Origin of the sequence: Mesorhizobium sp. M6A.T.Cr.TU.017.01.1.1, from assembly GCF_004023115.1 — a bacterium.
GTDB classification, from domain to species: domain Bacteria; phylum Pseudomonadota; class Alphaproteobacteria; order Rhizobiales; family Rhizobiaceae; genus Mesorhizobium; species Mesorhizobium mediterraneum.
Genome location: NZ_RZTA01000051.1, coordinates 11,961 through 38,938, shown reverse-complemented (window position 1 = coordinate 38,938; position 26,978 = coordinate 11,961). Strand labels below are relative to the sequence as shown.

Sequence of the window (26,978 nt, the reverse complement as noted above, 5' to 3'; positions counted from 1 at the left end):
GAGCTGTCGACGCCGGTGCGGAAAATCCTCTGGGATGTGCCTGGCGTCGCCAGCTCGACCGGCACGTCGGCGCCAAAACGGGCGACCAATGCGCCGAACCCCTCCTTGGTGAAATAGTTCGGCTCGAGATCGGCGGCGGCCTGAAAGTCGCGGATCGATATCTCGTCCTCGTCGGCGCCGAAATCCATTGGCCCGGCGAAGGTGGCGGCGGCGCGCGGCGCATGGCCCCTGGCCAGCAACGCCGAAAGGCGGTCGTCGTCGCCATCCCTGACCTCATGCGCCGCCAGCAGCTCGAACAGCCTGATATCGGCCGCCTTCATTGCGGCCTCTTCGTCCTCGCTCGCCTTTCGGTCGCGATAATAGAGATGATCGATATTCATGTCGTGATGGTGAAGCGTCCAGCGAGCAGCTTGCGCCTCGGGAAAGTAGGGATTGCGGTCGGCCGCATGCAGCCAGGCGCAGCCGATGTCGAAAGGGACGCCGAAATGCTGATCGCTGGTCCAGGCGCGGCCGCCGATCCGGTTCATCGCTTCGAACAGCTTGAAAGAAAGGCCGGCTGCACGCAGGGTCTTGGCGGCGGAAAGTCCCGCCGAGCCAGCGCCGATGACCACGACGTCAACGTCTTCCATGAATATTCCAGCCCCCGCCACAAAAATTACTTGATCGTAAGCAAGTTCTCCGGCATTCGCCAGCGCTGCGGCGGGGATACGTAAACGACTTCTTAGCGCATCGGCCCGAAAATCAGGATCGATTTTCAGAAAGCACGATGCGCAGATTAGAGTGTCAGAGCGTACTGCGTCCAAGTGGACGAACGCCGCTCCAACAGTGACAAGCGAGCGTTTCGCTGGCAAATTCGTATTTGGGACGTGATCCAGGCAACCAGGAGAGCAACATGGCATTTCTTGCCAAGGGAAAGATTTACGCAGCGGCAGCATTGATGATGCTTGCGGCGGCAACAGGTGCGCAGGCCGCCCAATGCGGCAAGACGAGTGCGGGCTTCGAAGCGTGGAAGGCAGATTTCGCCGCGGAGGCTAGGGCCAACGGTGTAGGCTCGAAGGGTCTAGCCGCTCTGGCTCGCGCGACCTACGCAACAAAGACGATCGCCGTCGACCGCGCCCTTCATAAGGCTTTCAGCGGCTCGGTGGAAAGTTTCATGAAGCGCCGTGGCGGATCCGCGATCATTGCCAAGGGCCGTGCGCTGAAGAAGTCGAACGCGGCGCTGTTCGACAAGATCGAACGGACCTACGGCGTACCGCCGGGTGTGTTGCTCGCCATCTGGGGTATGGAAACTGGCTTCGGCGCCTCCATGGGCAAACAGAATACGGTCTCTGCCATTTTAACGCTTACCTATGATTGCCGCCGTCCGGAGTTCTTTTACCCGCATGGCGTTGCAGCCCTGAAGCTGGTTGATCGCGGAGCGTTGAGCGCCTCGTCGGTCGGTGCCGCTCATGGCGAGATTGGCCACACGCAGTTCCTCCCCGGAAACGTTTTGAAGTATGGAGTCGGCAACAAAAATCTGCGCGACAAGAGCACTGCGTTGGCTTCCACTGCCAACTTCCTCAAGGGTCATGGTTGGCAGGCCGGCGCGGGTTATCAGGCGAATATGGGCGCAATTGCTGGCTGGAATTCCGCGAGCGTCTATCAACAGGCCATCGCCCGCATGGCCACGGCGATCGATGGCGATTGATAGAAATCTCTATTCGACGGAAAGCCCGGCCATGGCCGGGCTTTTTTGTTGATGTTCTAAGGTTACGACTGCCGCCGCTCGGCGGCACCCGGGATGACGGCGCGAAGCAGAGGAGCTAATTCGGCGAGCCGAGCGCCTTGTCCATCGCTTCCATGACCTCGGCCGGCCACGTGGTCCGCGCCGGCCATGCGTCCGGCTCGGGCTTGTCGCCGCGGCGGGCGAAATAGAGCTTTTGGTTGGCCGGATCGACCGCCATGAAGCCGTCATTGCCGCCGCAATCGTGCGGCACGCAGCCGCTGGCATAAAAGGCGCCGCCCGAGGCGGTCTTCTCGGTGCCGCCGCCGACCAGCAGGCTGGTCGCCATGTCGGGCATGTCCTTGCCGAGCAGCTTTTCAGCCGCCTTGTAGACGGCCTCATTGCGGAAGGCGTCGATGATGTTGTCGTATTTCGCCGGATCGATATCCTTCCAGCCGGTGCCCGGTTCCGGCATGTAGGTGAGATTGCCCGAGGTCGACAATCCGCCCGTAGGCGACCATTGCAGCGTCGGTTTCGAAGCTCCCGGCAAGAGATAAGGCACGAAATAGATGGCGCTGTCGGACACCGCGGCCGGCGGCGCGCCGCATTCGTCCTGCTCGACCGTGATGCTCTGGATCATGCCGCCTTCCGGCTTCCACACGATCACCTTGGCCGGGCCGCATTGATTGCCGCCGTCGCCGACATCGACCAGCGCCACGTTGATGCCGCCGACCTCGACAATCCTGTCGAAGAAGACGTCGTAGTTGCTCGCCAGCTGCTTGCCGTCATAGGCCAGCACCTTCTCGCCATACTCTTCCTGCTGGGTGATGGTCAGCTGGCCGCCCTCGAACGGGACCGGTGCTTGGCTGTCATCTTCGGCTAGGGCCGCATTGCTCGACGCGCCCTGGTCGGCGGCCCCGCCGGACGAATCGTCAGCCGGCACGAGCACCATGTCGGTCTGTGCATGCGCGCCAGCCACCGGCGTCAGAATCCACGCCAGCGCGCAGGCGCCGGCAAGAAGCGAGCGTGTCATGACTGTCCCTCCGTTCAGCCGCCACAAACCCGGCCTGCCGCAGCCGGGGTCATCGTACCGTTCAGGCCCAGGGACGCAGCTCGGCGTTCTTCTTCTCGAACGAGGCGATGGCGTCGGCCTTCTCCATGGTCAGGCCGATGTCGTCGAGCCCGTTGAGCAGGCAGTGCCGCTTGAAGTCGTCGAGGTCGAACGTGACCACGCCGCCGTCCGGTCCGCGGATTTCCTTGGCTTCCAAGTCGACCGACACCGTAGCGTTAGAGCCGCGCGAAGCGTCGTCCATCAGCTTCTCCAGATCCTCCGGGCTGACGGTGATCGGCAGGATGCCGTTCTTGAAGCAGTTGTTGTAGAAAATGTCGGCGAACGAGGTCGAGATGACGCAGCGTATGCCGAAATCGAGCAGCGCCCACGGCGCATGCTCGCGCGAGGAGCCGCAGCCGAAATTGTCGCCGGCGACCAGGATCTGCGCCTTGCGATAGGCCGGCTTGTTGAGCACGAAGTCCGGGTTTTCCGAACCGTCGTCCTTGTAGCGCATTTCGGCGAACAGTCCGCTGCCGAGCCCGGTGCGCTTGATCGTCTTGAGATAATCCTTGGGGATGATCATGTCGGTATCGACATTGACGATCGGCATCGGCGCGGCGACGCCGGTGAGCTTGGTGAATTTTTCCATGGTCTTTGCCCGTCTTCTTTTCGCTGCGGGGGATGTGTTGGCGCCCGGTTTACACAAAGAGGCGGGCAAATAAAAGGCAGCTGTCTTCGCTCGTGGTCCGGAACACAAGATCGGCACCAAACAGCTTCAAAACCGCCGCCCTATGGTGCACTTTCACCGGCATGACAACGCGGTCCAAAATCCTCTACGCCAGAGAACCAGCCCTCGACGCTGCCGAGTTCCGCCGCGTGCTGGTGGAATCCGGCCTCGGCGCCACTCGGCCCATCGATGACGAAGCCCGTTTGAAGACGATGCTTGCCAGCGCGGATATGGTGTTGACGGCGCGCCTCGATGCGCCTGGCAAGCCGCTGATTGGCCTCGTCCGCGGCATCACCGATTTTTCGTGGGTGTGCTACATTTCCGAGCTCGCCGTTTGCAAATCGGCGCAAGGGCTCGGCATCGGCAAGGGCCTGCTCGACGAAGTGCGGCGGCAGCTCGGGCCGTCCGTCGCCATCTCGCTGATTTCCGTGCCCGACGCCGTCGGCTTCTACGAGCGGATCGGCATGAAGCGCATGCCCGACGCCTTCTGGTTCGGCCGCGAGGGTTGACGGCCTGGCTAGGCCTCTGCACCGCAGCATCGCCTGTCGCGATCCTTCGCGCCCCCCTCTGTCCCTCCAGCGGCAAAAAGGACCGTCGCGGCGCACCCGCCCTTCTTGCTAGATCACATTCAATTCCCGAAAAGCCCGCCCTTCGGCGACACGGCTGTATCCAAACGCCGTGCAATCCACCGTGCGGTAGCCGCCATGCACGATCAGCTCGGCCAGCGCCTTGCCGACGGCCGGCGCCTGCTGCAGGCCGTGACCGGAAAAACCGTTGGCGAACAGGAAATTCTTCACCTCAGGATGCGGGCCGATCACCGCGTTCTGGTCGAGCGTGTTGTAATCGTAATGGCCGGCCCAGGCGCGTGTCGGCTTGATCGCCTCGAAGGCGGGAATACGGGTGGCCAGCACCGGCCAGATCACCTCTTCGAACAGCGGCCAGTCGGGCTCGAAATCGCCAGGATCGGCAGGACCGTCGCCCTCTTCCGGTTCGGCGCCGCCGGTGATGTAGACCGAGCCCTCTGGCCGGACATAGATGCCTGAGGGATCGACCAGCAGCGGCATGTCGGCATATTTTTCGCGTGCCTCGAAGACGAACACATTGCGCTTGCGCGGCTCCACCGGCAGCGCCAGCCCGGCCATATCAGCCACCTGGCCGGCATTCGGCCCGGCGGCGTCGATGACTATGCCGGCCTCGAGCCGCTCGCCATTGCCGAGGCTGACGCTGGTGACACGATCGCCCTGGCGCTCGATGCCGGTCACATCAGCGGTGATGAAATCGATGTTTTTGCCCCGCAGCGCCTTGCGGAACAGCATCAGCATGGCATGCGCGTCGAACCAGCCTTCGCCGCTGCGGCCATAGGCGCCGGCGGTGATGCCCTCGGCCGACAGCCATGGGAAGCGACGCACCAACGCATCCGCATCCTCAAGCACGATGTCGGCGCCCTCGGCCATCTGCGCCTCGTGGTTGGCCCGCAGAATCGGCAGCCCGTTCTCGCCGGCAAGGATGAGATAGCCGCCTTCGCGAAAGCCGATATCGGCATCGGCTCCGAATTCTTCCGTCAGCCGTCTGAACAGCTTCAGCGTGAACTGAGACAGGCGGATGTTCTCGGGAATCGAAAACTGCTGGCGAATGGAAGCGCAGGACAGCGTCGTTGCCGCATGGGCGAATTGCGGGTCGCGCTCGACCAGCGCGATCGAGCCCGAAAATCCTTCCCCGCGCAGATAATAGGCAATCGAGGAGCCGACGATGGCTCCACCGATGATCACGACGTCGTAGCGCACTTTTTCGCTTCTCCAGTTCTAGAGCATGATCCCGAACGCCGGTTTTCGGAATCAGGCTCCAATTCATACAACCGGCAGGATGATCTCGAAGCGCGTGCCGCGCTCGGAGTCAACCAGCCGGATCGTGCCATCATGCGATTTCAGGAGGGCCAGCACGATGCCGAGGCCCATGCCGGTGCCGCCTGAATCGCGGCGCGTGGTGAAGAATGGCTCGAAGATGCGGGCCTGGTTGCTGGGCGAAATGCCGGCGCCATCGTCGCTCACCTGGATCGTTGCCTTGCCGTCCGCGCTCGCCGCTGTCATCGAAACCAGCGTCGCGCCATGCCGCGCCGAATTGTCGATGAGATTGGCCAGCACGATTGCCGCGTTCTCGGCCGAGATGCGCAGGCCGGTATCACCGCCCGCCTCGATACGAACCGCCAGCCTGTCTTCGGCCGGCAGCAGCGCCAGTGCGCCACCAAGCGACGTGCTTTCGCCGCTGGGGGCAAGATTTTCGGCGCGCGCCAGGTCGAGCAGGCGGCGCACCAGAAGGTTGAGCCGCACGGCATCGGTGACGATATTGTTCGAGAACCGCCGCCGCTCGGCCTCATCCATCGCGCTGCCCGAATCGCGCAGCAGCTCGGCCGCCCCCTGGATCGCCGTCAGCGGCGATTTGAGCTCGTGCGAGACATGCGTGGCGAAGGTCTGGATGCTGTCCGAGCGCGCATGCAGCTTTTCGGCCATGTCGAGAAAGGCGGCGGACAGCGCTGCCATCTCGCTTGTGCCGTGGTGGTCGAGCGGCCTGATCGCCTCGCGGTCACCTGCGGCGATGCGCTTCGTGCGTTCCATCAGCGCGTAGATCGGCCGGCTGACGGTGCGCAGGAAGACAAGCGCGATGAGCAGCGTGCCGCCGAGGATGGCGATCGCCGCCAGCACCACCTTGCCGCGCTCGCCATAGAGGTGCTTGACGATGTTGTTCGGCGTTCGCGACAGGTAGACCACGCCGGCGACCTTGCCGGCGACCGCGACCGGCAGGGCGACGAAAACGCGGACTCTCGTGCCGCGGCTCACCGAGTAGAGCGATGGCGGCGGCTCGTCGGAGATCCTCTGCCTGAGCGCGCTGGCGTAGCGGCCGACAAGTGCTGCGTGAACCTCCTCGACGGCGCTGAGCGACATGCCGACCTCTTCGCGTCCGGCGATGACGACGCCTTTTGCGTCGAGCAGCCGGAAGCCGGCAAGCGTGGTTTTCTGCGTCTCGGCAAGAATGCCCGACAGCCGTGCCCCGACCGCTGAGAAGGCGGGATCGACGATGGCGGCAGTGGCCACAGGCCGGGTCGGCTGAACGGAGTCAGAGGCAAGATCGAGGCGCGGCTCGATCGGCCGGTAGGGAGAGTTCGGATCGCTGGCACTGGCGGCAGGCACGGCCGCTCCGAGCTTCTCGGCCGGGATGCCGGCGTCGCGGACCTCTTGCGCATAGATGGCGGCAAGGGCGGCACCTTGCGCGATCAGCTCGGCCTCGGTCTGGCGGATCAGCTGGTTCTCGTAGAGCCGGAAGAAGAACAGGCCGACCAGCGGCAGCGCCATCACCATGATGAGGATGGCGACAACGATGGTGGCGAGGCGCGGCCGCCATTTGCTGCCAATCCATTTTTGGGCGCTCACGCGCCGCACCGGCCCAGCCGGAAGCCGACGCCATGCACGGTCTCGATCGCGTCCGTGCAGCCGGCCGCCGCCAGCTTGGCGCGGATGTTGCGGATATGGCTGTCGACGGTGCGATCGGCGACATGGATGTTGGCTGCATAGGCATTGGCCATCACCATGTCGCGGCCGAGCACATGCGCCGGTCGCGCCAGAAACCCTTTCAGGATCGCGAATTCGATTCCCGTCAGCACCAGCGGCCTGCCATCGAAGCTGGCGGCGTGGCTGGCCGGCACCAAAGCCAGCCTGCCATGCGAGAACTGCCTGTCGTCGGTCTGTTCCGCCTTTGTCGGACGGGCGCGTCGCAGGATGACATTGACGCGGGCGACCAGCTCGCGCGGGCTGAACGGCTTGGTGACATAGTCGTCGCCACCCATTTCGAGGCCGAGGATGCGGTCGATCTCTTCATCGCGCGCGGACAGGAACAGCACCGGCACGTCCGATGTGTGCCGCAGCCGCCGGCAGACCTCCAGCCCGTCCATCTCCGGCATGCCGATATCGAGCACGACAAGATCGGGGGCGCGGCGCTCGATCGCCAGCAGGGCGGCGGCGCCGTCGGACACGGCAACCGTCTTCATCCCGGCCTTTTCGAGCGCAAAGCAGATGATCTCGCGGATGTGCGGATCATCGTCGGCGACCAGAATGTGATGCGGCATGAATCAGCGGCCCGGCACGAAGGGTTCGGAGCCCTGAGGAACCACGAACGGGATACGTGTGTCGAGAGTGCGAAGCAGCCGCCAGTCGCGAAAGCTCCAGGCGCGCCAGTTTTCTTGGCGCGCGCGATAGTGGGCCTCGTCCTGCCCAAGCAACCGGACGAGTTCGCGGTAGGAGGAAACGCTGGCCGCATTCGTCTTGCCCTGATGCTCGAGGAAGCGATCGAGCGCCGGCCAGGCGCTGGGACCGAGCGAACGCAGATACCAGAAATCGAGCTCAGTGCCCTGGCCGGTCATTTCGAATGAGTGCTCGACATTGTAGTTGGCGATCAGCGCCGCGAAGTTGATGAAGCAGCAGGCATAGAGCGTCACCGAAAGCGTCAGAAGATTGGCGGAAAGCAGCCATTCGTTGGATTTCTCGAGCGCGATGCGGGCGATGATCAGGGCAAGGCCCGCCGCCACCAGCCCCATCCAAGCGAAGGCGGCGATGCGCCAGTAGGTCAGCGCATAGACCCCGATATAGAGGTCGAGCCGCAGGATCGACGAGACGACCAGCATGATGTTCTGCGCCACCCAGATATAGACCAGCCGGCGGATGAGCGGATCGCCGGAGGTCGTGCTGCCCGGCCGCAGCGCTGCCAGGACGAAGCCGGCGGCGAGCAGCGCCGTGACGATCAATGGATAGGCGCCGCGATGCGCATAGGCGGCGTAGGTCAGCCCGTCGGGAAGGGCGATGCCGCCCCACAGATAGGTGGCGTCGAGCGCGGTCTGCATCGCAAACAGGATGTTGAAGACGACCAGCGCGCGAAGAATGGCGGCCTTGCCGAAGATGATGTCCTCGATTGCCGTGACGGGTTTTGTCGTCGTCACCCGGCCGACAGGCACAGGCAACACCACACGCGGAATGCGACGGAGAACGCGCGGCAGGCGCGGACGCAAAAAGGCCCAGACACCGGCAAGCACCAACAACCAGAAGGCCAACCGCGGCAGCTGGATGAACTCGAGCAGTGCGAGGAGATCGATCAGCGACAGCCAGTATTCGACAACCGGATTGGCGGCGCCGAACAGCGCGAGAAACACGGCACCCAACGTCAACGGCATGACCCAGACGGCGATCGCCGCAAAGCGGATGCGCCGCCGGCCAAGCCGCCGCGCCGCCTTGCGCCAGCGAAGGAAATCGTGGACGAACCGCAATGGTGCCGCGAGCAGGAAGAGCGCGACCTGGCCGGCAATGCGGGCAAGCCCGTGCCGCAGCCGGCCGACCAGCGAAAGCGCAAAGACGGCCATCGCCGCCAGCCCGATCGCGACAGACAGCGCGCTGACATTTTCAATGAGCGGCAGCAGCGCCACAAGCAAGGCGGCAAGTCCGAGCCACAGGCCGCGGGCGCTGAGCGCCGAAGGCTGGATGGCCGCGGCTGCGGCGGCAAGCGTAATGCCAAACAGGAAAAGCGTGATGCCGACGGGCTGGCCGTAGAAGAAGAAATCGGCCAGCGCGGCAAGCAGGACCGCAACGCCGAAGCGCGCGCAATAGCTCGGCGCGGCCGTGAGCAACGATGTCATGATCGGACTTTCTCAGCGGCTTTGATCCGGCCGGCATATCTGGGCAGAGATTTGGGGATGAAGGGGAAGAGGGTCGCCGAAGTGCCGGGTGGATCGACGAGCCACCAATCTTCGCTACGGAGCCGGTAAGGCAGCGACCAACGGGAATTTGTTTGCTCTTGCATGCCGCCCTTTTCGCCGGCCGAAATGCGGGCAGCGAGGCGGATGCGAGGAGATTTTCGGGAGTTTTATGCAGTTTTTGTGCAGGCCAAGACGGCTTGCCTCGACCGGCCGCAGGCGGCATAGATCTGGTATGACGACCGAAACCTACCGCCCGCGCCGCTCGGTGCTCTACGTCCCGGCTTCGAACGACAAGGCACTGGCCAAGCTTCCGTCGCTGGCCTGCGATGCCGTCATCATCGACCTCGAAGATGCCGTCGCCCCGGCCGACAAGGTTTCCGCGCGCGAAAAACTGGCCGGCATCTTCGCCGATCGCCCCAGCCGCCGCTGCGAGATGGTCGTGCGCATCAATGCGCTTTCCAGCGAATGGGGCGCCGACGATTTGCTGGCTGCGGCACGCTGCGAGCCCGACGCCATCCTGCTGCCCAAGGTCGACACACCGCGCGATGTCCTCGAACCCGGCGACGTCCTCGACGACAATTTCGCACCGGACGCGGTGAAACTATGGGCGATGATCGAAACGCCCAAGGCACTGCTCAACATCGGACCGATTGCCGAGCTTGGCCGCGATCCGGCCTCGCGGCTGGTCTGTTTCGTTGCCGGAACGAACGATCTGGTCAAGGAAACCGGCATTCTCGCCACGCCCGACCGGCGCTATCTCACACCGTGGCTGATGCAGATGGTGCTCGCCGCGCGCGCCGGTGGCCTTGACCTGCTCGATGGTGTCTTCAATGATTTTCGCGACCTGGACGCTTTTGCGCGCGAATGCGGGGAGGCAGCCGCCATGGGGTTTGACGGCAAGTCGCTGATCCACCCGGCTCAGATCGAGGCGGCGAACCGGGCCTTTGCGCCATCTGCCGAGGCGGTGGCCGAGGCGCGCTCGGTGAAAGAGGCCTTCGCGCTTGCCGAAAATGCCGGCAGCCAAGTGATTGCGCTGAATGGAAAGATGGTCGAGCGGCTGCATCTGACACAGGCCGAAAAACTGCTGGCGAAGGCGGCCGCCATCGGGGCATGATTGGCAACTCACGACAGGAATGAAAAATGAAACTCTACCGCTTTCTGTCCGCTCCGGACGATTCCAGCTTCTGCCACAAGGTAACCGCGGCGCTGAACAAGGGCTGGCACCTGTTCGGCTCACCGACCTATTCCTACGACCAGGAGGCCAAGGCCATGCGCTGCGGCCAGGCCGTGGTGAAGGATATCGAGGGCCAGGAATACGGGCCCGACACCAAGCTCAGCGACTGGTAGGGCGCTGACATCGCTCGTCCTTCGTCATCCTAGTAAAACAAGCTTATCCTGCTGTCCGAGTGAGCAGTTCTTGGCGAAAGCCGGAACGGCAGCCAACGGCGGCGCGCACGACCCGATCAGCGCCAAAAATGCAAGTCTGGCGCACTTTCCAATGCTAGTCGTCGCATCGCTGTCGGCCGCGAAAGGCGAAGCAAGCTCTATGACGGGCCGGCGTAGCTGTCCATTGTTTCCCTCGCGGTGCTATTAGTCGTGTTGCCGAGGGCGACCAATCACCGAAAGGCGTCTCCGACAGAAGCTGATCCCATGTCAGCTTGCTAAGTGAACAGTTTTAAAACTGTCCCCGGGTTTCCCTGACGGCGGAAGGCCCGGCATCAAATGCTACGATTCCGAAACCGAATCGAAATAATTTCGCGGCTATGAACGCCGATGGGCGCGCATTTGAGGGGTGGATTGCCATGAGGTTGAGGTTCGAATTGCGGTCGGCACTGGCCCGGATCGTCAGCGCCATGGCGACATCCTGCTATGGTCGTTTTGTCCATTCCCGCGCCGCGAACCTTTCCATCGTCATGGCGCTGAGCCTGCTGCCGTTGGTCGGGGCGATCGGGTTTGCGATCGACTATACCAACGTCCTCCGCGAAAAGAATGAGTTGCAGGCCCTTCTCGACGCCGCCCTGCTGGGGGGCGCGGCGCAGGGCGCCACCTCCGCCGAGGCCACGGCGACGTCCCTGTTCAGCGGGTTCATCGCCGGCAGCCCGGATTTCGCGGCCGACCCGGACCTGAAGGCCAACATGTCCATCAAGCTGGACAACAGTACGCTCTCGGGCAGCGCGACCTACAGCTACCCGCGCTTGTTCCCGTTTGTCTTGGGCGACCCGACCGTCAACGTTCGCGTCACGTCCGCCGTCAAGATGGCCACGTCGGCCGTCCCTTGCATCATCGTCCTTGCGAATAACCCGCAGGCGCTGCTGCTCAATAGTGGCGCCAACGTGGATGCCGAGTCCTGCGTGATCGACGTTCATTCTACCAGGGACCCGGCCTTCATCATGAATGCCGGCGTCACCATGAACATCAGCAAGCTCTGCGTGAAGGGCACGAAATACATCAAGAACGGCGGTACGCTGTCCAAGCTGGAGACGGCATGCGCCGTCACGGCGGATCCCTATGCCGGCGCCATTCCTGAGCCCGCCGTTCCCTCGGCCTGCACCACATCCGGCGCGCGTGACGGACAGACGCAGACCTTGAACCCGGGACTGCACTGCTGGGTGAACTTCAATGGCAGCCCTACCATCACGTTCAATCCGGGCCTTCATATCATCAAGGGACCGATGATCATCAATTCCGGCGCCAAGGTCATCGCCGAAGGCGTCACCTTCTACTTCCCGGATACCGACAGCATGATCCAGGCCAACGGCGCCCTCACAATCACGGCCTCGGCCCCGAGCAGCGGTGCCTACAAGGATATCCTGATGTTAGAAAAGACGAGCGATCCCGCCAACAACGCCAACAAGCGCCAGTATGTGTTCAACGGCTCGAACGGCGAGTCTCTGACTGGGATCATCTATCTGCCCAACCGGGACGTCACCTACAACTCGACCACGAACATCACCTCCAGCAAGATCTCGATGGTCGTGAACACCATGATCATCAACTCCGCCAACTGGAAATTCAGCGGCATCGCCGGCCAGTCGGCGAAGATCTATCTCTCACAGTGATGCGCGCCGGCGCAAATGACGCCGAACCGGAGCAGGATAGCGGCGACGAAGCGTGGGCCGTTACTCCGCCGCCTCTTCGATCCGCTCCATATCATCGTCCGACAGGCCGAAATGATGGCCGATCTCGTGGATCAGCACATGGGTGACGATGTCGCCCAGCGTCTCTTCGTTCTCGGCCCAGTAGTCGAGAATGGCGCGGCGGTAGAGCGTGACGCGGTTCGGCCCCTCGCCGGTCTGCGGATTCCAGCGTTCGGCGATCCCGCGCCCCTCGAACAGGCCGAGCAGGTCGAAGGGCGTTTCTAGCGACAGATCGTCCATGATCTCGTCGGTCGGGAATTCGGCGATCTGGATGACGATCTCGCCGGTCAGCTTGCGAAATTCCTCCGGCAGATGGGCGTAAGCCTCCAGCGCCAGGAACTCCATTTCCTCCATCGATGGCGAAAGCTGGTCGTGCCAGACACGGGTCTTGTAGATGCGGGCCATGCTTTGTCCTTCTGATCCCGGCATATAGGCTTTCGAGCCGAAATCGGCAAATGGCCGGGTTGCCGTCCACACGCGGACAGGAATAAATTCCCCATGACTCCGCTTGACTCTTCGGGCGCCCTCTGGAATCTATTAGAACATAACAGGAACAATTGTGAGTGGAAGCTGACCGTCATGGCGACAAGCGCCGTGGCGCGGGAGACTGTTTTTGCCCTGCGCCGCCAGATCGCGAAGATCGAGGGAACGCTGCCCGAGCGCCTGGAGGCGCCGGCCGGCGCAGCCCCCGTTGATGCGGATGTCACCCCCCAGAATCCAACAGCGGATGTCACACCCCAGGGTCTAACAATCGTCCGCCGCGGCCTCGCCGTGGCGCCGCCCGATGCGTTTCTGCGCACCGGCGCCGAGGGTCTCGATACCGCGCTCAGCGGCGGCCTGCCGAAGGCGGCGCTGAGCGAGATCCATGGCGCCGCGACCCGTGATGCCGGGGCCGTCGCCGGCTTCGCCCTGTCGCTCGTCAGCCTGATTCTCAAACAGGGGCCGCGATTGCCGGTCCTGTGGATCGGCACCGCGGAAATCTTCCGGGAGGCGGGCTTCCCCTATGCCAGAGGGCTTCACGCCGTTTTCGGCATCGAGCCGGAGCAATTGCTGTTTTCCGAAGCGCCAAAACTCCTCGACGCGCTGTGGATCGCCGAGGAGGCCGCCCGGATGACGGCGCTCGCCGCCGTCATCCTCGAAATCCGCGGCAGCCCGCAGCGGCTGGATCTCACCGCGACGCGGCGGCTGCACGCCCGGGCGCAGAATGCCGGCCGGCCGGTCTTCCTGCTGCGCCAGGCCGGCGAGGCAGAGCCTACGGCGGCACCCGTTCGCCTCATCCTGTCGGCGGCGCCGTCGGCATCCCGCCAGACGATCGCCGGGCCACTTGCCGGCTCGATCGGCCGTCCCGCCTTCACCGTCAGCATCGGCAAGAGCCGCACGGCCTTGCCAGGACAATTCACACTGGAGTGGAACCCCGATGAACACAGTTTCGAAGAAAGACGGGGCGAGGAAAGAAGGGCAGCGAATTCTGTCCCTGTGGTTCCCGCACCTCGCCGCGGAAAGGGTCCTGCGGCAGCGTCTGGGGCGGTCCTGGCGTTCCCGGCCGTCGGATCACCTGCCGCTGGTGATCAGCCATCGCCAAGCGAACGCGCAGCGCATCGCCGCCCTCGACGAGCGGGCTGAGGCGCTTCACCTGAAGCGCGGCATGGGCATAGCCGACGCGCGCGCCATGCATCCGTCGATCGACGTGGTGGAAGCCGATCCCGAGGCCGACCGCCGCCTGCTCGAAAGTCTTGCCGACTGGTGCGACCGCTACACCCCGCTGGTGGCGCTCGACGCAGCCGATGGCCTGTTCCTCGACGTCACCGGCTGCACCCATCTTTTCGGCGGCGAACGCTCGATGCTCGACGACATCCTGTCGCGCTTTTTCTATCAGGGTTTTGATGTCCGCGCCGGCCTTGCTGCCACGCCAGGTGCTGCCTGGGCGGCAGCGCGGTTTGCCAGTGACCGCATCGTCCCCGGTGGCGAGGAGGAGGCGCTTCTCGCACCCTTGCCGCTGGCGGCGCTGCGCATCGAGCCTGATATCCGCGCCAGCCTGGAAAGCGTGGGCCTGCGCACGGCGGGCGCCGTCATGGCAGCCCCGCGCGCGCCGCTCGCCCGCCGCTTCGGTGTCTCGCTGCTTTTGCGTCTCGACCAGGCGCTCGGCCGCCTCGACGAGGCGGTGTCGCCGCGCCTGCCGGTCGCGCCGCTTTCGGTCGAACGCCACCTCGCAGAACCCATCATGCTGACCGACGAAATAGAGCGGCTGGTGAAAATGCTGGCGACGACTTTGAAGGTGGATCTCGAGCGCCGCGGCGAAGGCGCAAGAAGGCTGGCGCTGCTGCTCTTCCGCGTCGACGGGGCCGTCAGCCGGATCGCCGTCGGCACGTCGCGGCCGCTGCGCGAGCCGCTGCTGATCCAAAAATTATTTCACGAAAGGCTAGCCGCGCTCGAACAGGACATCGATGCCGGCTATGGCTTCGATCTCGTGCGCCTCTCCGTCCTGTCGGCCGCCGCCTTCGACATGCAGCAGGCCGATCTCGCCGGCGAGACGCGCGATGACGGCGCCGATATTGCCCTTTTCGCCGATCGCATCCGCGCCCGGCTCGGCGACAGCGCGGTTTTGAAACCGGTTGCCGTCGAGAGCCATCTGCCCGAGCGCGCCGTCGCCACGCTTCCCTTCGCGGAGGCGCCGCAAAGGGTCTCTCCGCCGAAGAAGCCGGACAAGATACAAGACACTAAGCCTGGCTTCCGGCCGGAACGCCCCATCCGGCTGTTCCGTTCGCCCGAACCGATCGAGGTCCCGGCCACCGAAATGCCTGAGGGACCGCCCATGAACTTCCGCTGGCGGCGCGCGCTGTATCGGGTCGCGCGCGCCGAAGGGCCGGAACGCATCGCCCCGGAATGGTGGCGGGAGGCGGCGGGGCAGGAAGACGCGCCGACCCGGGATTATTTCCGCATCGAGGATAGCGACGGCCGCCGTTACTGGCTCTACCGCCAGGGTCTCTACGGCGCCTCTCAAGTCCCGCCGCGCTGGTTCATGCATGGGGTCTTCGCATGAACGCGCTGGCGGCCGTTCCCTATGCCGAATTCGGCATCCAGTCGAATTTCTCGTTCCTGCGCGGCGCCTCGAAACCGGAGGAGCTGGTGGTCGCGGCAAAGTTTTTGGGATTCTCGTCGATCGGGCTTGCCGACCGCAACACGGTGGCCGGTGTCGTGCGCGCCTGGCAGCAGGCCAAGGTGGAAGGCCTTTCCTATCATCCCGGCTGCCGCCTGGTTTTTTGCGACGGCACGCCCGACGTTCTCGCCTATCCGCAGGACCGCAAGGGCTGGGGCCATCTCTGCCGCATGCTGACGCAAGCCAATATGCGCGACGAAAGCGAAAAGGGCGCACCGCTTCTCTATCGCGACGACCTTTTCGAATGGGGCGATCTCATGTCGCTGGCGATCCTGCCGGATCTGTCGGCGCCAGATGATCTTAAAATGATTAGTCGGCTCAAGGATCGTTTTGGCAAGGCTTTGCGGCTTGCCGTTTCGCCGGATTATCACGGCAACGACCGCTTCCGCATCGAGCAGGCAGCTTCCATGGCTGAGGCATCGGGCATTCCGCTGATGGCGACCAACGACGTTCTTTACCATACGTCCGAACGACGCCGGTTGCAGGACGTGCTGACGGCGATCCGCCTCAACGTGCCTGTTGCCGAAGCGGGGCTGGAACTGGCGGCCAATGCCGAGCGCCATTTGAAGCCGCCAATGGAGGTGGCCCGGCTTTTCCGCAGACATCCGCAGGCACTGGCGGAAACGCTGCGCTTTGCCGGCGAATTGAGCTTCTCTCTCAGTGACCTCCAATACAACTATCCCGACGAACCGACGGAATCGGGCCTCGGGCCACAGGCCGAACTGGAAAGGCTGGCTCGAGAGGGAGCGGCGATACGGTACCCTTCAGGCGTTCCCTCCGATGTGACAAAGCGCATCCAGGAAGAGCTCGCTTTGATCGAGCGCCTGAATTACGCGCGCTATTTTCTGACCGTCTACGACATCGTCAAATTCGCCCGCAGCCAGGGCATACTCTGCCAGGGGCGCGGCTCCGCGGCCAACTCGGTGGTCTGTTATTGCATCGGCATCACCGAAGTGGGCCCCGAGCGGATCGACTCGCTTTTCGAGCGTTTCATTTCCGAGGAAAGAAACGAGCCACCTGACATCGATGTCGATTTCGAGCATGAAAAGCGCGAAGAGGTCATCCAGTACATCTACTCGAGATACAGCGCCAAGCGCACCGCACTTGCCGCGGCCGTCGTCAGCTACCGGGGCCGGTCGGCGATGCGCGAAGTGGCCAAGGCGATGGGCCTGTCGGACGATATCAGGAGCGCGCTGTCCAGTTCGATCTGGGGTTGGTCGACCTCGGAGCTCGGCGAAAAGGAGACCAGGGCCGGCGGCCTCGACCAGACCGATCCATCGACAAGGCATGTGATCGAATGCGCCAACGAGATCATGGGCTTTCCCCGTCATCTGTCGCAGCATGTCGGCGGCTTCGTCATCACCAGGGACCGGCTCGACGAGATCGTGCCCATCATCAAAACGGCGATGGACGAGCGCAAGATGGTCGAGTGGGACAAGGACGATCTCGACGCGGTGAAAATCCTTAAAGTCGACGTGTTGGCGCTCGGCATGCTGACCTGCCTGCAGCGCGCCTTCAAGCTCTTGGAAGACCATTATGATGATGCGCGGGATCCGTATGGCCGACCCTATGTGCTGGCCACCCTCCCTGCCGAGGACAAACATGTCTACGACATGATCTGCCGCGCCGACACGCTCGGCGTCTTCCAGATCGAATCCCGCGCCCAGATGTCGATGCTGCCGCGTCTCAGGCCGAGAACATTCTATGACCTCGTCATCGAAGTGGCGATCGTGCGGCCGGGCCCGATCCAGGGCGACATGGTCCATCCCTATCTGCGCCGCCGGCAAGGCAAGGAAAAACCTGAATATCCCAGGCCGGAACTGGAAGAGATACTCGGCAGGACGCTTGGCGTGCCACTGTTCCAGGAACAGGCGATGAAGATCGCCATCGTCGCCGGCGGCTTCAGGCCAGGGGAGGCCGATGAATTGCGCCGCGCCATGGCCACTTTCAAGCGCACCGGCACGATCGGCAATTATCGCAAGCGGATGGTCGACGGCATGGTTTTGCGGGGCTACGAGAGAGACTTCGCCGAGCGCTGCTTCAAGCAGATCGAGGGATTCGGCGAATACGGCTTTCCCGAAAGCCATGCCGCTTCCTTCGCCCTGTTGGTCTATGCCTCGTGCTGGTTCAAGACCTTCTATCCCGACGTGTTCTGCGCCGCGATCCTGAACTCCCAGCCGATGGGATTTTATCAGCCGGCTCAGCTTGTTCGCGACGCGCGCGATCATGGCGTCGAAATCCGCGACGTCGACGTCAATTTTTCCGGTTGGGATTGCGCGCTGGAGGAGGAGCCTTTCGATCAGGCCCGCATCCTCGAACGCCATGCCCAGATGCGTGGCGTCATCCGGACCAATCATGCCGTCCGGCTGGGTTTCCGCCAAGTCAAAGGTCTGTCGAAGGAGCGCATGGAGGTGTTTGTCGCCAGACGCAGCGATGGCTACGCATCCGTTCGCGATGTCTGGCTGCGTTCAGGCCTCTATGTCGATGAGATCGAGAAACTGGCGCAAGCCGACGCTTTCCGTTCGCTTGGTCTCGACCGCCGCGACGCCCTGTGGGCGGTCCGCGCCCTCGACGGCAGGAGTGCCGCCGAGACCCTGCCGCTGTTCGACCGGCCGGCGGTCCGTTTGCGCGACCTTGAACCCGAAACCAGGCTCCCGACAATGCCGCTCGGCGAGCACGTCGTCCACGACTACCGTTCGCTCGGCCTGTCGCTGAAGGCGCATCCGCTTGCCTTTCTGCGCCAGCGGCTGGATCGTTCCGGCGTCACGCCCAATGCGCGCCTCCCCTCCGTGCCGGATGGCAGGCGGGTCTCCGTCGCCGGCCTGGTGCTCGTGCGGCAGCGCCCAGGCACTGGCAAAGCGATTTTCCTGACGCTGGAAGACGAGCAGGCGGTCGCCAACGTCATCTTCTGGGAAAGAACCTTCAATCGCTACCGGCCCATTGTCATGGGGGCGCGGCTGGTCCGTATCACCGGCAAACTGCAGTCGGAATCGAACGTCATCCATATCGTCGCCGAAAAGGTCGAGGATCTGACGCCCTGGCTGTCCGTGCTTTTGGAGGAGAGGCCCGATGTACCTGTCGTGCAAAACGACCGGCAGGATATCGCGGCGCTATCGGGGAAGGCAGAAAAGGTCATGCCCAAGGGGCGCAATTTTCAATAGGGGATACCGGTGCGGCGGTGCACAATCTTGCGAAATGTCGGCGCGAAAGATCACTACAGTTCAGGACGGTCCGCCCAGGCGCGGCGGCGGCAATCCGTCGTCGAAGGGGAGCGAGCGCGCCTCCGAAGGCAGCATGATCGGGATGCCGTCACGCACCGGATAGGCAAGCCGCGCGAGCCTCGAGATGAGCTCGCCGCGCTCCGGATCCCAGGTAAGCGGGCCCTTGGTCAGCGGGCAGGCCAGCAACTCCAGCAGCTTGGGATCGACATTGGCCTTCTTTCCGTCACGCCCATCCACCATTCGGCCCGTCCTCTCACCAGCATTTAAGCTTCGCGCGGCTCTTCCTTCTCCCCTTGTGGGAGAAGGTGGCCGAGCGAAGCTCGGTCGGATGAGGGGTGTTCCAGCTTGGCACCGACCGCGCTCCGTCCAGCACCCCTCAACCGTCTTGGCGCTACGCGCCAATCCACCTTCTCCCACAGGGGGAGAAGGAAGAGCCTCCTACTGCAGGCTCGACCCGAAATCCTCGTTTTCGCGCGCCAGCGCCATTTCGGTGATGGCGATCAGCGTTTCGGCGCGTGTCTTCAGGTCCGCCGCTTCGAGCAGCGCCTGTTTCTCGGCCGGCCCGTAGGGAGCCATCATCGACAGCGCATTGACCAGCATGGCATTTTCGGCGCGGCTGACGCTTTCCCAGTCGGCTTCGAGTTCGTTGGCCTGCAGATAGGCACGAAATGCCTTGAGCAACGCCGGCCGGTCGATCCCGGCCTCCGCCTGATCTTCATCGAGATCGGTGAGAAAGGGAGCAAACCGGCACTGGCGGAAGGGCGTCTTGACCGCGAGCTCCTGCACGATGCGGAACCGGCACACGCCTTGCAGCGAAATCAGGTAACGGCCGTCGCCACTCTCAGAAAGCGCAATGATGCGCCCGGCGCAGCCGACATTGCAGAGTTCAGGCTCGCCATCGGCGCGCCGCGCGCCGTCGAGGCTGGGCTGTATGATGCCGATCAGCCGCGATCCGGCGATCGCCTCATCCACCATCTCCAGATAGCGCGGCTCGAAGATGTTGAGCGGCATGCGGCCTCCCGGCAGCAGCAATGCGCCTTCAAGGGGGAAGATCGGTACCGTCGACGGCAAATCCGTATCGAGCCGGTAATGCGCGTTTCCCGCCTGCACTTCAGTCCTCCGCTCGCTTCGTCGAGAAGCGCATCAATCCGCCCGCCGATCGCAACCTGGCGTGTAAATCGTCAGGAAGCGAAAAACGGATCGGGTCTGGCCCCTAATCTGGCGCAGCCGCCGCCGACCGCAAGGCCGCCAGGCAAAAACAGCTTGATGCGCGCTCAGGAAAACAGCAGCGACGACAATTTGCGCCGTGCAGCCAGAGTTGCTTCGTCGGTCATCCCCCATGCCTCGAAGAATTGCAGCAATTGCGTCTTGGCGCCGTCGTCGTTCCACGAGCGGTCGGCCTTGACGATTGCCAGCAGATTGTCAGCCGCCGCCATGCGCTCGCCATTGGCGTTCTGGATCATGGCAAGATCGAACCGTGCCTGATGGTCCCCGGGGTTCTCGGCCAGCCGACGCTCGAATTCGGCCGGATTGCCAAGTGCTGCTGCCTGTGCGGCAAGCGCCATCTTGGCGCGCACCGCGGCCAGCGGCGGCGCATCCTTCTTTGCTTCCGGCGCCCGCGCCAGCACGGCTTCGGCGCCCTCGGCATCGCCGGCCTCGAACAGCAGATCGCCAAGCCCGGCAATGGCCTCGATCGTCTCCGGCGCCTGTTCCAGGACCGCGTCGTAGATGTCCGCCGCGGTCTGCACATCGCCGGCGTCGCGCGCCTCCGCGGCCGCGGCAAGCGCCTCGGCCACCTGCGGCGCACCATTGGTCTTGCCGCCGACCTTCTCGATAAACGCGGCGATCTGGCTCTCGGGGATGGCGCCCATGAAGCCGTCGACCGGCTGGCCGTCCTTAAAAGCGATGACCGCCGGGATCGACTGGATGCCGAGCTGTCCGGCGATCGAAGGATGGTCGTCGATATTCATCTTGACCAGCTTGACCTTGCCGCCAGCGGCCGTGACTGCCTTTTCCAGCAGCGGCGTCAGTTGCTTGCAGGGCCCGCACCAGGGCGCCCAGAAATCGACCAGCACCGGCTGACGGCGCGATTCCTGGATGACGTCGGCGGCAAAAGCGGCGGTCGTCGTGTCCTTGATGACGTCGACGGCGACGGGCGGCTCGCCAAGCGCGACTTTCGCGGGGGTGGCCTCGGTGCCGCCATACTGCACTGTGGTGGCATATTGCCCGCCATTGCTGCCAAACGGGCCGCCAAATTGATTGTTGTCGCTCATCTCGTCACCCTTTCGGTCGCGCCGCCGGCCCACCGGCCCGGCACAACGTCCATATCCTCACTCAGAAGTCGGTTTATCGTCATCCATGTGGCGATCATGCCGTGACTTTCAAGATAACAGCATCATGCCCGGTTGCCTCGACGAATTTGACGAGGTCGGCGGCAGCGATCGATGTCGTTGCCTCGTTGCTCAGCGGATGGGCGTTGATGATGGTATGGCCCATCAACTCCTGGTCGAGTACCACCTTCACTCTTCGCGCCGTGTCGTTGATCACGCCGAACACGGTGACCGCGCCCGGAACGACGCCGAGAAGCTCCATCAGCATCTCCGGCTTGCCGAAAGACACGCGCCCGGCAGCGCCGATCACATGGTGGATCTGCTTGAGGTCGACCACCGCCTCCTCGCCGACGCTGACCAGGAAGAAATTGTCTTTCTTGTCCTTGAGGAATAGGTTTTTGGTGTGCCCGCCAGCGATTTCTCCGCGCAACGCCTGCGAATCGGCGACCGTGAACAGCGGCGGATGACGTAGGGTCGAGACCTCGATCCCAAGATCGGCGAGAAATGCAAAAAGCTCGGCTTCGGTTTTCGGCATGTTGTTTCTTGTCGGACTTGTTGTTGTCGCGGTTTAGATCACGCCGTTTACGGCCAATGACGCGGTCGAGACAAGACCGTCGCGCGGTGAGGCCGCCGATTCCGTTCCTGTCCTCGCTACGGAAGGCTTGTTTACGTCGCCGGCTGCGGACCAAAAAACCTGCGATTTCCCTGTTGCAATCGCCGCGCCCTTCAGCCATATAGGCGCGGCTTGCGGCCCAAAAAGCCGCGCGAGCGGGTGTAGCTCAGGGGTAGAGCACAACCTTGCCAAGGTTGGGGTCGAGCGTTCGAATCGCTTCACCCGCTCCAGTTTCTCTCAGGGAATCAAGCGATTAAATCGGCCGCCTTCGGGCGGCCGATTTGCTTTGTGGCCCTGTGTCGCGACCATGTCGCCACGGTGAGCTTTTCGTGCCAAAATCGGCGACGTATCGTCATCCATCTTTTCGCCTGGACCAGTTCAATCATAGATTGCCTTCATCTGAAGATGGGCCGTCAGTCTCACGCGGTGGTACTTTTTCGTTGACAGCCCGGAACGCTGAAAGGCGACCGCACCGGACAGCACTCGATCCGCATTAATGACCAATTCCGTGTCTGCTTTCGGTGGGTAGACGGCAACGCCGAGGACGTTGAAATCGCCGATTGCCATTGACGACCAAGAGTGGGGACGACCAAGAGTTGGAGATCTGCAATGCTACACTTTACTTCGCCGATCCACCCTGGCGAAATCTTGCGGGAGGAGTTTCTTGCCCCTCTGGGTCTGAAGCCTTACACGCTCGCCAAAAAGCTCCATGTGCCACGGACCAGGATTGAGCGCCTTGTGGCCGAAGTGACGCCCGTCACTCCCGACACTGCGCTTCGCCTTGCCAAGTTCTTCAATACGACGCCTCAGTTCTGGATGAACATGCAGGCCGCGTTTGACCTCACTATGGAAGCTGACGCGAAAAAGGAAGAGATCGCAGCGATTGACAGCTACGCCGAAGCGCCGCTTGCAGCTTAGCAGCAGGCGGACATCTTCGGCCGCCATATACGCCATTGATGAGAACCCGCTCGCCAGCTTGGGAACCGCATCGGTAGTCGGTCATTATATCGAGGAGCCGGCGGCTCCCCCCGTTCGGATGGAGAAATCATGCTGCGGATACCGATTGCTTTGTCTTTTCTTCTTGCCTTCAGCGCGCCCTCGACCACCTTCGCGCAGGACCCTTCCAAGAGCATAGAGAGCCAAACAGGCCGCATTGCTGTCGAGACCTTTGCCGAAGGGCTCGAACATCCCTGGGGCGCGACCTACCTGCCCGACGGCACGCTGCTGGTCACCGAGCGTCCGGGGCGCCTGCGGCTCGTCTCGACCGACGGGGCCGTTTCCGATCCGATCGACGGTGTGCCGGACGTCCTCGCCGACGGACAAGGCGGCCTGCTGGATGTGGCGCTCGATCCGGACTTTGCCAACAACCGGACGGTTTATCTCTCCTATTCGGAGCAGCGGAGCGGCGGCGCGGCCACGTCCGTCGGCCGTGGACGCCTGAACGAGAACGGGAGCGCGCTTTCGGGCTTCGAAGTGATCTTCCGGCAGGAACCAACCGTCTCGAGCCAGCACCATTTCGGTTCCCGCCTGGTGTTCGCGCCGGACGGCAAGCTCTTCGTTACGCTCGGCGAGCGCGGCAAGGCGCAACAGGCGCAGGACGCGAGCAATCATCTCGGGACGGTCGTCCGCATCAATCCCGATGGTTCTGTGCCTGACGACAATCCCTTCGTCGGCAAGGACGGCGCCGACGAGATATGGTCCTACGGCCATCGCAATGTGCAAAGCGCAGCGATCCATCCCGAAACCGGCGTGCTCTGGACGGCGGAAATGGGGCCGCGCGGCGGCGATGAGCTAAACATTCCGGAAGCCGGCAGGAATTACGGCTGGCCCGTGGTCAGCTGGGGGCGGCACTATTCGGGCAAACGCATCCCCGATCCATCGACACGGCCGGAGTTTGCCGGCTCCATCCATAGCTGGACACCGGTCATCTCGCCTTCCGGCATGACCTTCTACACCGGCGACATGTTTGCCGATTGGCGAGGCGACCTCCTGATTGGCGGACTGTCCGCGGCAGGCATCGTTCGTGTCAGAATTGACGGCGAGCAGTTCGCCGGCGAGGAAGTCCTCGCTCTCGGCAGCCGCGTCCGAGACGTGGTGCAGGCTCCCGACGGCGCGGTAATGGCGTTGACCGACGAGCCAGCGGGAAGGATATTACGACTGGCGCCGGCAGCGTCGCAGTGATCCCATGCGGCGCGACAGGAGCGGCACTTCGCGCGCCCGGCGTTGGCGGTCCTTTTGCAGAGATCGTCGGGGTTAAAACGCAATAGGCGGCAAGAACCGCCAGTGGTTCCTACCCTCGCACCGCAGCCAGCCGCGATGTGTATCGCGTGATCGCGGAGGATTGCGTCTACGCGCTCCCATCGATTTCGCTATCTCGCTTTGCTGGCTTGTGACCAGCAAGCGTTTGTTCGCCGCGCAATACGCCCCGGATAGAGTTAGGACTTTTGCTTTTCAACCTCGGACCAAGGTCCCTTGCGGACGGCTGTATTTAAACGAAACTGGCTAAATAGTGGACCTTCATATTAGAGAGTCCTCACATTTATGATCCAGAACCAACCTGGCGGGACGGCGATTCGTAAGGAGAAACCATGAAAACTCGAACCAGTCTGTTCGCAACGGTCGCCGCTCTCGCCCTTGTCGCGTCTCCGGTCTTCGCCGGGCCCGGCGGCAATGGCGGCGGGCACGGTAACGGCGGAAGCAACGGCAACGGCGGAAACTCTGGCGGGGCCGGATCGCAGGGACACGGAGCCGCAACTTCTGCGGCGGCTAAGGATAAGACGACGAGGGGAATTGCTCATGCAATGGGCGTCGTTTCGACGACGCCGGCCTCACCGCAGGCCACCCTGTCCTTGCAGGCAGCCTTGGACAAGTTCCTGGCAAGAGAGGCCGACCCGGCAGAGTCTTCCGACGACACATCCGGCGAAATTCCTGACGCAGCCGAATAAAATTGCAATTCGTGCGTCCGCGGCGGCGCACCGCAACTATCGAAAATTCTTGCCCGGCTGGCGGGCTCCTTCATCTGTTTGGCCGATGCCATGGGTCAAGGAAGAGCCCACATTGAGCCCAGATCCTCGGGGATCGCTGGACGGTCCTGCCCCTACAGACTGTCCAGAGAGCACCACCGGCTCCGGCCGGTGGTGCGTTTTTGCGTGGGCGCTCAACTGCACCAGCGGGGATCGACACGGCATCGACGCCCGACTTTCAAAGGCCGGCCCTCGATGCCAGATAGGGGGCCAAGGCAAGCGAATAGCTGGCCGTCAAATGGTGAAGGTCGCGCCAGACGATGATGTTGCCTGCGACTGCAGGACATAGGAGCGGGCCGCATATGGCATCGGTCATATCCACGAAGACCACATTCTTCTGCGACTTTGCTGCCAAGGCAAACGTGCTGTTCGATTCAACTTCACTGCGCTTGGTGAAGCATTTCGTTGGCGTAGTTCTCAAGCAATCGCCGGGGTCGAACCTGATATAGGGCGTGTTGCGGATCGCGACGATTTGCGAGCCTGTCTGCGTCAGTTTGCTCCAGAGGCTCCGTAACCCCTCAACCATCTGTTCTTGCGGAACGGCACTGTAGCCGGATTGACTGGTAAATGTCAGATACGGCCGCAGCTTGATGATCTCGGCGAGCACGTTCTCCCGCCATTCGGCACAAGACACGTAGGGTTTGCCATAGGCGACGATCGGGACACGGCTGAATGGGCAGGCGGACTTCGTAAAGGTGATCAATCTGAATTTGCGGTCCTTGGCAATCTTGTCCAGCGCCGGAATCCATTGGGCGGCATGAGAATCTCCCACGAGGACGATGGCCCTCGCACCGGCCGGATCGCCGAGAGAGCATTTTGTCGGTTCTGCACCTTCCTCCTGGTGGCACTTCGACAGATAGGCGACCGGCAAGTCTCGCTTCAGCCTGGCGAGGGGAGGGAGCAGGTTCACATCGTCCGGAACGGGGGCGTGGCTGAGCAATGCCGCCGGGCCGGGATAGGAAGGCGTCCCAATCAAGGCCGTGTCGATGCTTTCGGTGCGTAGGGAATAGAGCAGGCCGCCGGAGACCGCCACGCAAGCAAGTATCGCAAAAGTGCCGTATCCCAGCGGTTTCCATTCGACACGGGCGCGAGCCTCTCGATATCGTTGTTCCACATATCGATAAGACAAGTCCGATAGTGCGGTGGTCAGCACAATCAGCCCAAGACCGTTGACCAGCGACACGGAGTAGCCCTGCGCCAGAAAGAAAATGATCAGTGGCCAGTGCCACAGATAGATCGAGTACGACCGGTCGCCGATGAAGCGAAGCATTTTCGAATCAAGCCCGCGAAACCGACCGCGTTCAACCTCGCCGGCCAGGATGACAAGAACGGTAGCGAGGGTCGGCAGCAAGGCGCTTGCGCCTGGGAAAGGCGTTGACGCGGAGAACAACAGGGCGGATGCGAGGATGCCTGCCACGCCCACCGCCGCCAATGACTGTCGTGCGAACGCTCCCAGTCGAAACCCGTGTCCGGTGAGGGCCAACAGCCCTCCCAGCGCCAATTCCCATTTGCGCGTTTGGGTCACGAAATAAGCCTGGGCAGGGTCCATCTCGGTCAAGATCACCGACACGATCAGCGACCCGGTGAACACGAGCGACAATGCCCCGATCAATGAAAGTCTCAGCGGGAATCCTAGGCGACGCGCCAGCCAGATTGCCGCAACCATGAGGAGCGGCCAGACGATATAGAACTGCTCTTCTATCGAGAGCGACCAGTAATGCTGTACCGGGCTCGGCAGGCTGTCGGCATCGAGATAGCTGACGGCGATCGAGGCCAGCCGCCAGTTCTGGACATAAAGGGCGCTGGCACCGATCTGGTTGGCTGTTTCCTCCCAGCGCGCCTTCGAGAGGAAAAACAACGTCCCGCACAGCGTCACAAGCAGCACCAGGGTTGCTGCTGGCAGAAGCCGCCGGATTCGCCGGGAATAGAATTCGATCAGCGAGATCCGGCCGTCGCGCATTGCTGTTCGCGCAAGCAAGCCTGTGATGAGATAGCCCGAAATAACGAAAAAGACGTCGACGCCGACATATCCGCCGGGAAGAACATCCGGCCACAGATGAAAAACCACGACCAGAGCGACCGCGAGACCACGCAGCCCCTGTATATCCGGCCGAAACCGAGGTCCCTCGCGCACTGGCTGAAAACTGTCCCGCAATTCCGAACGGCCTGTCTCAAGAGAAATGTCGGACCGCAAACGTCAGACCACATCACGGGTCATTAGACGATATCAAAACCCGCTGGCGGCCACCATACCGCCGCACGCACCAAACGCGACGCACTGGA

24 protein-coding genes, 1 tRNA gene and 1 pseudogene are annotated in these 26,978 nt (G+C 62.9%); 12 read left to right on the top strand and 14 right to left on the bottom strand.

Annotated features, from left to right (window positions below; genetic code table 11):
• The coding region (locus EOB36_RS17660) for an FAD-dependent oxidoreductase (RefSeq protein WP_128285347.1) at positions 1 to 629 on the bottom strand (629 nt) is incomplete at its 3' end.
• Between the two features lie 263 nt (positions 630 to 892).
• Here EOB36_RS17660 and EOB36_RS17655 point away from each other — a divergent pair.
• Positions 893 to 1,687 carry a lytic transglycosylase domain-containing protein gene (locus EOB36_RS17655; protein WP_095484836.1) on the top strand — a complete coding sequence of 265 codons (795 nt, stop codon included), beginning with the start codon at positions 893 to 895 and terminating at the stop codon, positions 1,685 to 1,687.
• Positions 1,688 to 1,802: 115 nt separating this feature from the next.
• Here the strand turns inward: EOB36_RS17655 and EOB36_RS17650 are convergent, their stop codons facing one another.
• On the bottom strand, positions 1,803 to 2,735 hold the full coding sequence (locus EOB36_RS17650; protein WP_095484835.1) for a hypothetical protein: 933 nt from the start codon (positions 2,733 to 2,735) through the stop codon (positions 1,803 to 1,805).
• 61 nt (positions 2,736 to 2,796) lie between these two features.
• Complete coding sequence (leuD, locus tag EOB36_RS17645) at positions 2,797 to 3,402, bottom strand: 3-isopropylmalate dehydratase small subunit (RefSeq protein WP_095484834.1); 606 nt, start codon at positions 3,400 to 3,402, stop codon at positions 2,797 to 2,799.
• Between the two features lie 161 nt (positions 3,403 to 3,563).
• Here leuD and EOB36_RS17640 point away from each other — a divergent pair, with 161 nt between their 5' ends.
• Positions 3,564 to 3,989: a GNAT family N-acetyltransferase gene (locus EOB36_RS17640; protein ID WP_095484833.1), complete on the top strand. Its 426-nt coding sequence runs from the start codon at positions 3,564 to 3,566 to the stop codon at positions 3,987 to 3,989.
• A 108-nt stretch (positions 3,990 to 4,097) separates the two neighbouring features.
• On the opposite strand, the gene EOB36_RS17635 is transcribed toward EOB36_RS17640, so the two are convergent.
• The 4 genes from EOB36_RS17635 to EOB36_RS17620 all read right to left on the bottom strand — a co-directional run bounded on the left by EOB36_RS17635 (position 4,098) and on the right by EOB36_RS17620 (position 9,154).
• On the bottom strand, positions 4,098 to 5,264 hold the full coding sequence (locus EOB36_RS17635; RefSeq protein ID WP_095484832.1) for an FAD-binding oxidoreductase: 1,167 nt from the start codon (positions 5,262 to 5,264) through the stop codon (positions 4,098 to 4,100).
• Between the two features lie 63 nt (positions 5,265 to 5,327).
• Positions 5,328 to 6,914: a HAMP domain-containing sensor histidine kinase gene (locus EOB36_RS17630; protein WP_095484831.1), complete on the bottom strand. Its 1,587-nt coding sequence runs from the start codon at positions 6,912 to 6,914 to the stop codon at positions 5,328 to 5,330.
• A complete protein-coding gene (locus tag EOB36_RS17625) occupies positions 6,902 to 7,597 on the bottom strand; it encodes a response regulator transcription factor (protein WP_095484830.1) in 696 nt (231 codons plus the stop codon). The genes EOB36_RS17630 and EOB36_RS17625 overlap by 13 nt, the downstream gene beginning before the upstream one ends.
• Positions 7,598 to 7,600: 3 nt before the next feature.
• Positions 7,601 to 9,154 carry a DUF4173 domain-containing protein gene (locus EOB36_RS17620; RefSeq protein ID WP_128285346.1) on the bottom strand — a complete coding sequence of 518 codons (1,554 nt, stop codon included), beginning with the start codon at positions 9,152 to 9,154 and terminating at the stop codon, positions 7,601 to 7,603.
• Positions 9,155 to 9,446: 292 nt separating this feature from the next.
• Between EOB36_RS17620 and EOB36_RS17615 the strand changes: the two genes are divergently transcribed.
• Positions 9,447 to 10,328 (top strand): CoA ester lyase, encoded by an 882-nt coding sequence (locus EOB36_RS17615; RefSeq protein WP_164897543.1) that lies wholly within the window; start codon positions 9,447 to 9,449, stop codon positions 10,326 to 10,328.
• 26 nt (positions 10,329 to 10,354) lie between these two features.
• On the top strand, positions 10,355 to 10,561 hold the full coding sequence (locus tag EOB36_RS17610; RefSeq protein ID WP_095484827.1) for a DUF1737 domain-containing protein: 207 nt from the start codon (positions 10,355 to 10,357) through the stop codon (positions 10,559 to 10,561).
• A 328-nt stretch (positions 10,562 to 10,889) separates the two neighbouring features.
• On the opposite strand, the gene EOB36_RS34405 is transcribed toward EOB36_RS17610, so the two are convergent.
• Positions 10,890 to 11,069: a hypothetical protein gene (locus EOB36_RS34405; protein ID WP_158302546.1), complete on the bottom strand. Its 180-nt coding sequence runs from the start codon at positions 11,067 to 11,069 to the stop codon at positions 10,890 to 10,892.
• Here EOB36_RS34405 and EOB36_RS17605 point away from each other — a divergent pair.
• Positions 11,068 to 12,273 carry a pilus assembly protein TadG-related protein gene (locus EOB36_RS17605; RefSeq protein WP_158302545.1) on the top strand — a complete coding sequence of 402 codons (1,206 nt, stop codon included), beginning with the start codon at positions 11,068 to 11,070 and terminating at the stop codon, positions 12,271 to 12,273. The two genes, EOB36_RS34405 and EOB36_RS17605, sit on opposite strands and share 2 nt — an antisense overlap.
• A 60-nt stretch (positions 12,274 to 12,333) precedes the next feature.
• On the opposite strand, the gene EOB36_RS17600 is transcribed toward EOB36_RS17605, so the two are convergent.
• Complete coding sequence (locus EOB36_RS17600; protein ID WP_095485111.1) at positions 12,334 to 12,756, bottom strand: metallopeptidase family protein; 423 nt, start codon at positions 12,754 to 12,756, stop codon at positions 12,334 to 12,336.
• Between the two features lie 174 nt (positions 12,757 to 12,930).
• On the opposite strand from EOB36_RS17600, the gene EOB36_RS35200 reads away from it, so the two are divergent.
• From EOB36_RS35200 to EOB36_RS17585, 3 genes are read left to right on the top strand one after another with little or no spacing between them, the layout of a single operon-like run.
• Entirely contained in the window at positions 12,931 to 13,974 is a 1,044-nt protein-coding gene (locus tag EOB36_RS35200) for a hypothetical protein (RefSeq protein WP_095484825.1), read from the top strand.
• Positions 13,916 to 15,391 (top strand): DUF6504 family protein, encoded by a 1,476-nt coding sequence (locus tag EOB36_RS17590; RefSeq protein ID WP_127205971.1) that lies wholly within the window; start codon positions 13,916 to 13,918, stop codon positions 15,389 to 15,391. Before EOB36_RS35200 ends, EOB36_RS17590 begins: the two co-directional genes overlap by 59 nt.
• A complete protein-coding gene (locus EOB36_RS17585) occupies positions 15,388 to 18,669 on the top strand; it encodes an error-prone DNA polymerase (protein ID WP_095484823.1) in 3,282 nt (1,093 codons plus the stop codon). The genes EOB36_RS17590 and EOB36_RS17585 overlap by 4 nt, the downstream gene beginning before the upstream one ends.
• A 60-nt stretch (positions 18,670 to 18,729) precedes the next feature.
• Here EOB36_RS17585 and EOB36_RS17580 read toward each other — a convergent pair whose 3' ends face one another.
• The 4 genes from EOB36_RS17580 to EOB36_RS17565 form a co-directional block, all read right to left on the bottom strand.
• Positions 18,730 to 18,969 (bottom strand): Trm112 family protein, encoded by a 240-nt coding sequence (locus EOB36_RS17580; protein ID WP_095484822.1) that lies wholly within the window; start codon positions 18,967 to 18,969, stop codon positions 18,730 to 18,732.
• A 198-nt stretch (positions 18,970 to 19,167) separates the two neighbouring features.
• Positions 19,168 to 19,839, bottom strand: a complete 672-nt coding sequence (locus EOB36_RS17575; protein WP_095484821.1) for an LON peptidase substrate-binding domain-containing protein — start codon at positions 19,837 to 19,839, stop codon at positions 19,168 to 19,170.
• A gap of 164 nt (positions 19,840 to 20,003) precedes the next feature.
• Entirely contained in the window at positions 20,004 to 21,002 is a 999-nt protein-coding gene (gene trxA, locus EOB36_RS17570) for a thioredoxin (RefSeq protein ID WP_128285345.1), read from the bottom strand.
• A 94-nt stretch (positions 21,003 to 21,096) separates the two neighbouring features.
• On the bottom strand, positions 21,097 to 21,594 hold the full coding sequence (locus tag EOB36_RS17565; protein ID WP_095484820.1) for a prolyl-tRNA synthetase associated domain-containing protein: 498 nt from the start codon (positions 21,592 to 21,594) through the stop codon (positions 21,097 to 21,099).
• 233 nt (positions 21,595 to 21,827) lie between these two features.
• Between EOB36_RS17565 and EOB36_RS17560 the strand changes: the two genes are divergently transcribed.
• From EOB36_RS17560 to EOB36_RS17545, 4 genes and pseudogenes are all read left to right on the top strand, one after another.
• A tRNA-Gly gene (locus EOB36_RS17560) sits at positions 21,828 to 21,902 on the top strand.
• A gap of 226 nt (positions 21,903 to 22,128) precedes the next feature.
• Positions 22,129 to 22,242 (top strand): annotated as a pseudogene (locus tag EOB36_RS17555) (type II toxin-antitoxin system RelE/ParE family toxin); the annotation flags it as partial.
• A 39-nt stretch (positions 22,243 to 22,281) separates the two neighbouring features.
• Positions 22,282 to 22,590, top strand: coding sequence for a HigA family addiction module antitoxin (locus EOB36_RS17550; protein ID WP_095484819.1), 309 nt, complete (start codon positions 22,282 to 22,284; stop codon positions 22,588 to 22,590).
• Between the two features lie 129 nt (positions 22,591 to 22,719).
• On the top strand, positions 22,720 to 23,853 hold the full coding sequence (locus tag EOB36_RS17545; RefSeq protein WP_095484818.1) for a PQQ-dependent sugar dehydrogenase: 1,134 nt from the start codon (positions 22,720 to 22,722) through the stop codon (positions 23,851 to 23,853).
• Positions 23,854 to 24,873: 1,020 nt separating this feature from the next.
• Here the strand turns inward: EOB36_RS17545 and EOB36_RS17535 are convergent.
• On the bottom strand, positions 24,874 to 26,829 hold the full coding sequence (locus tag EOB36_RS17535) for an acyltransferase family protein (protein ID WP_164897542.1): 1,956 nt from the start codon (positions 26,827 to 26,829) through the stop codon (positions 24,874 to 24,876).
• Between the last annotated feature and the right edge of the window lie 149 nt (positions 26,830 to 26,978).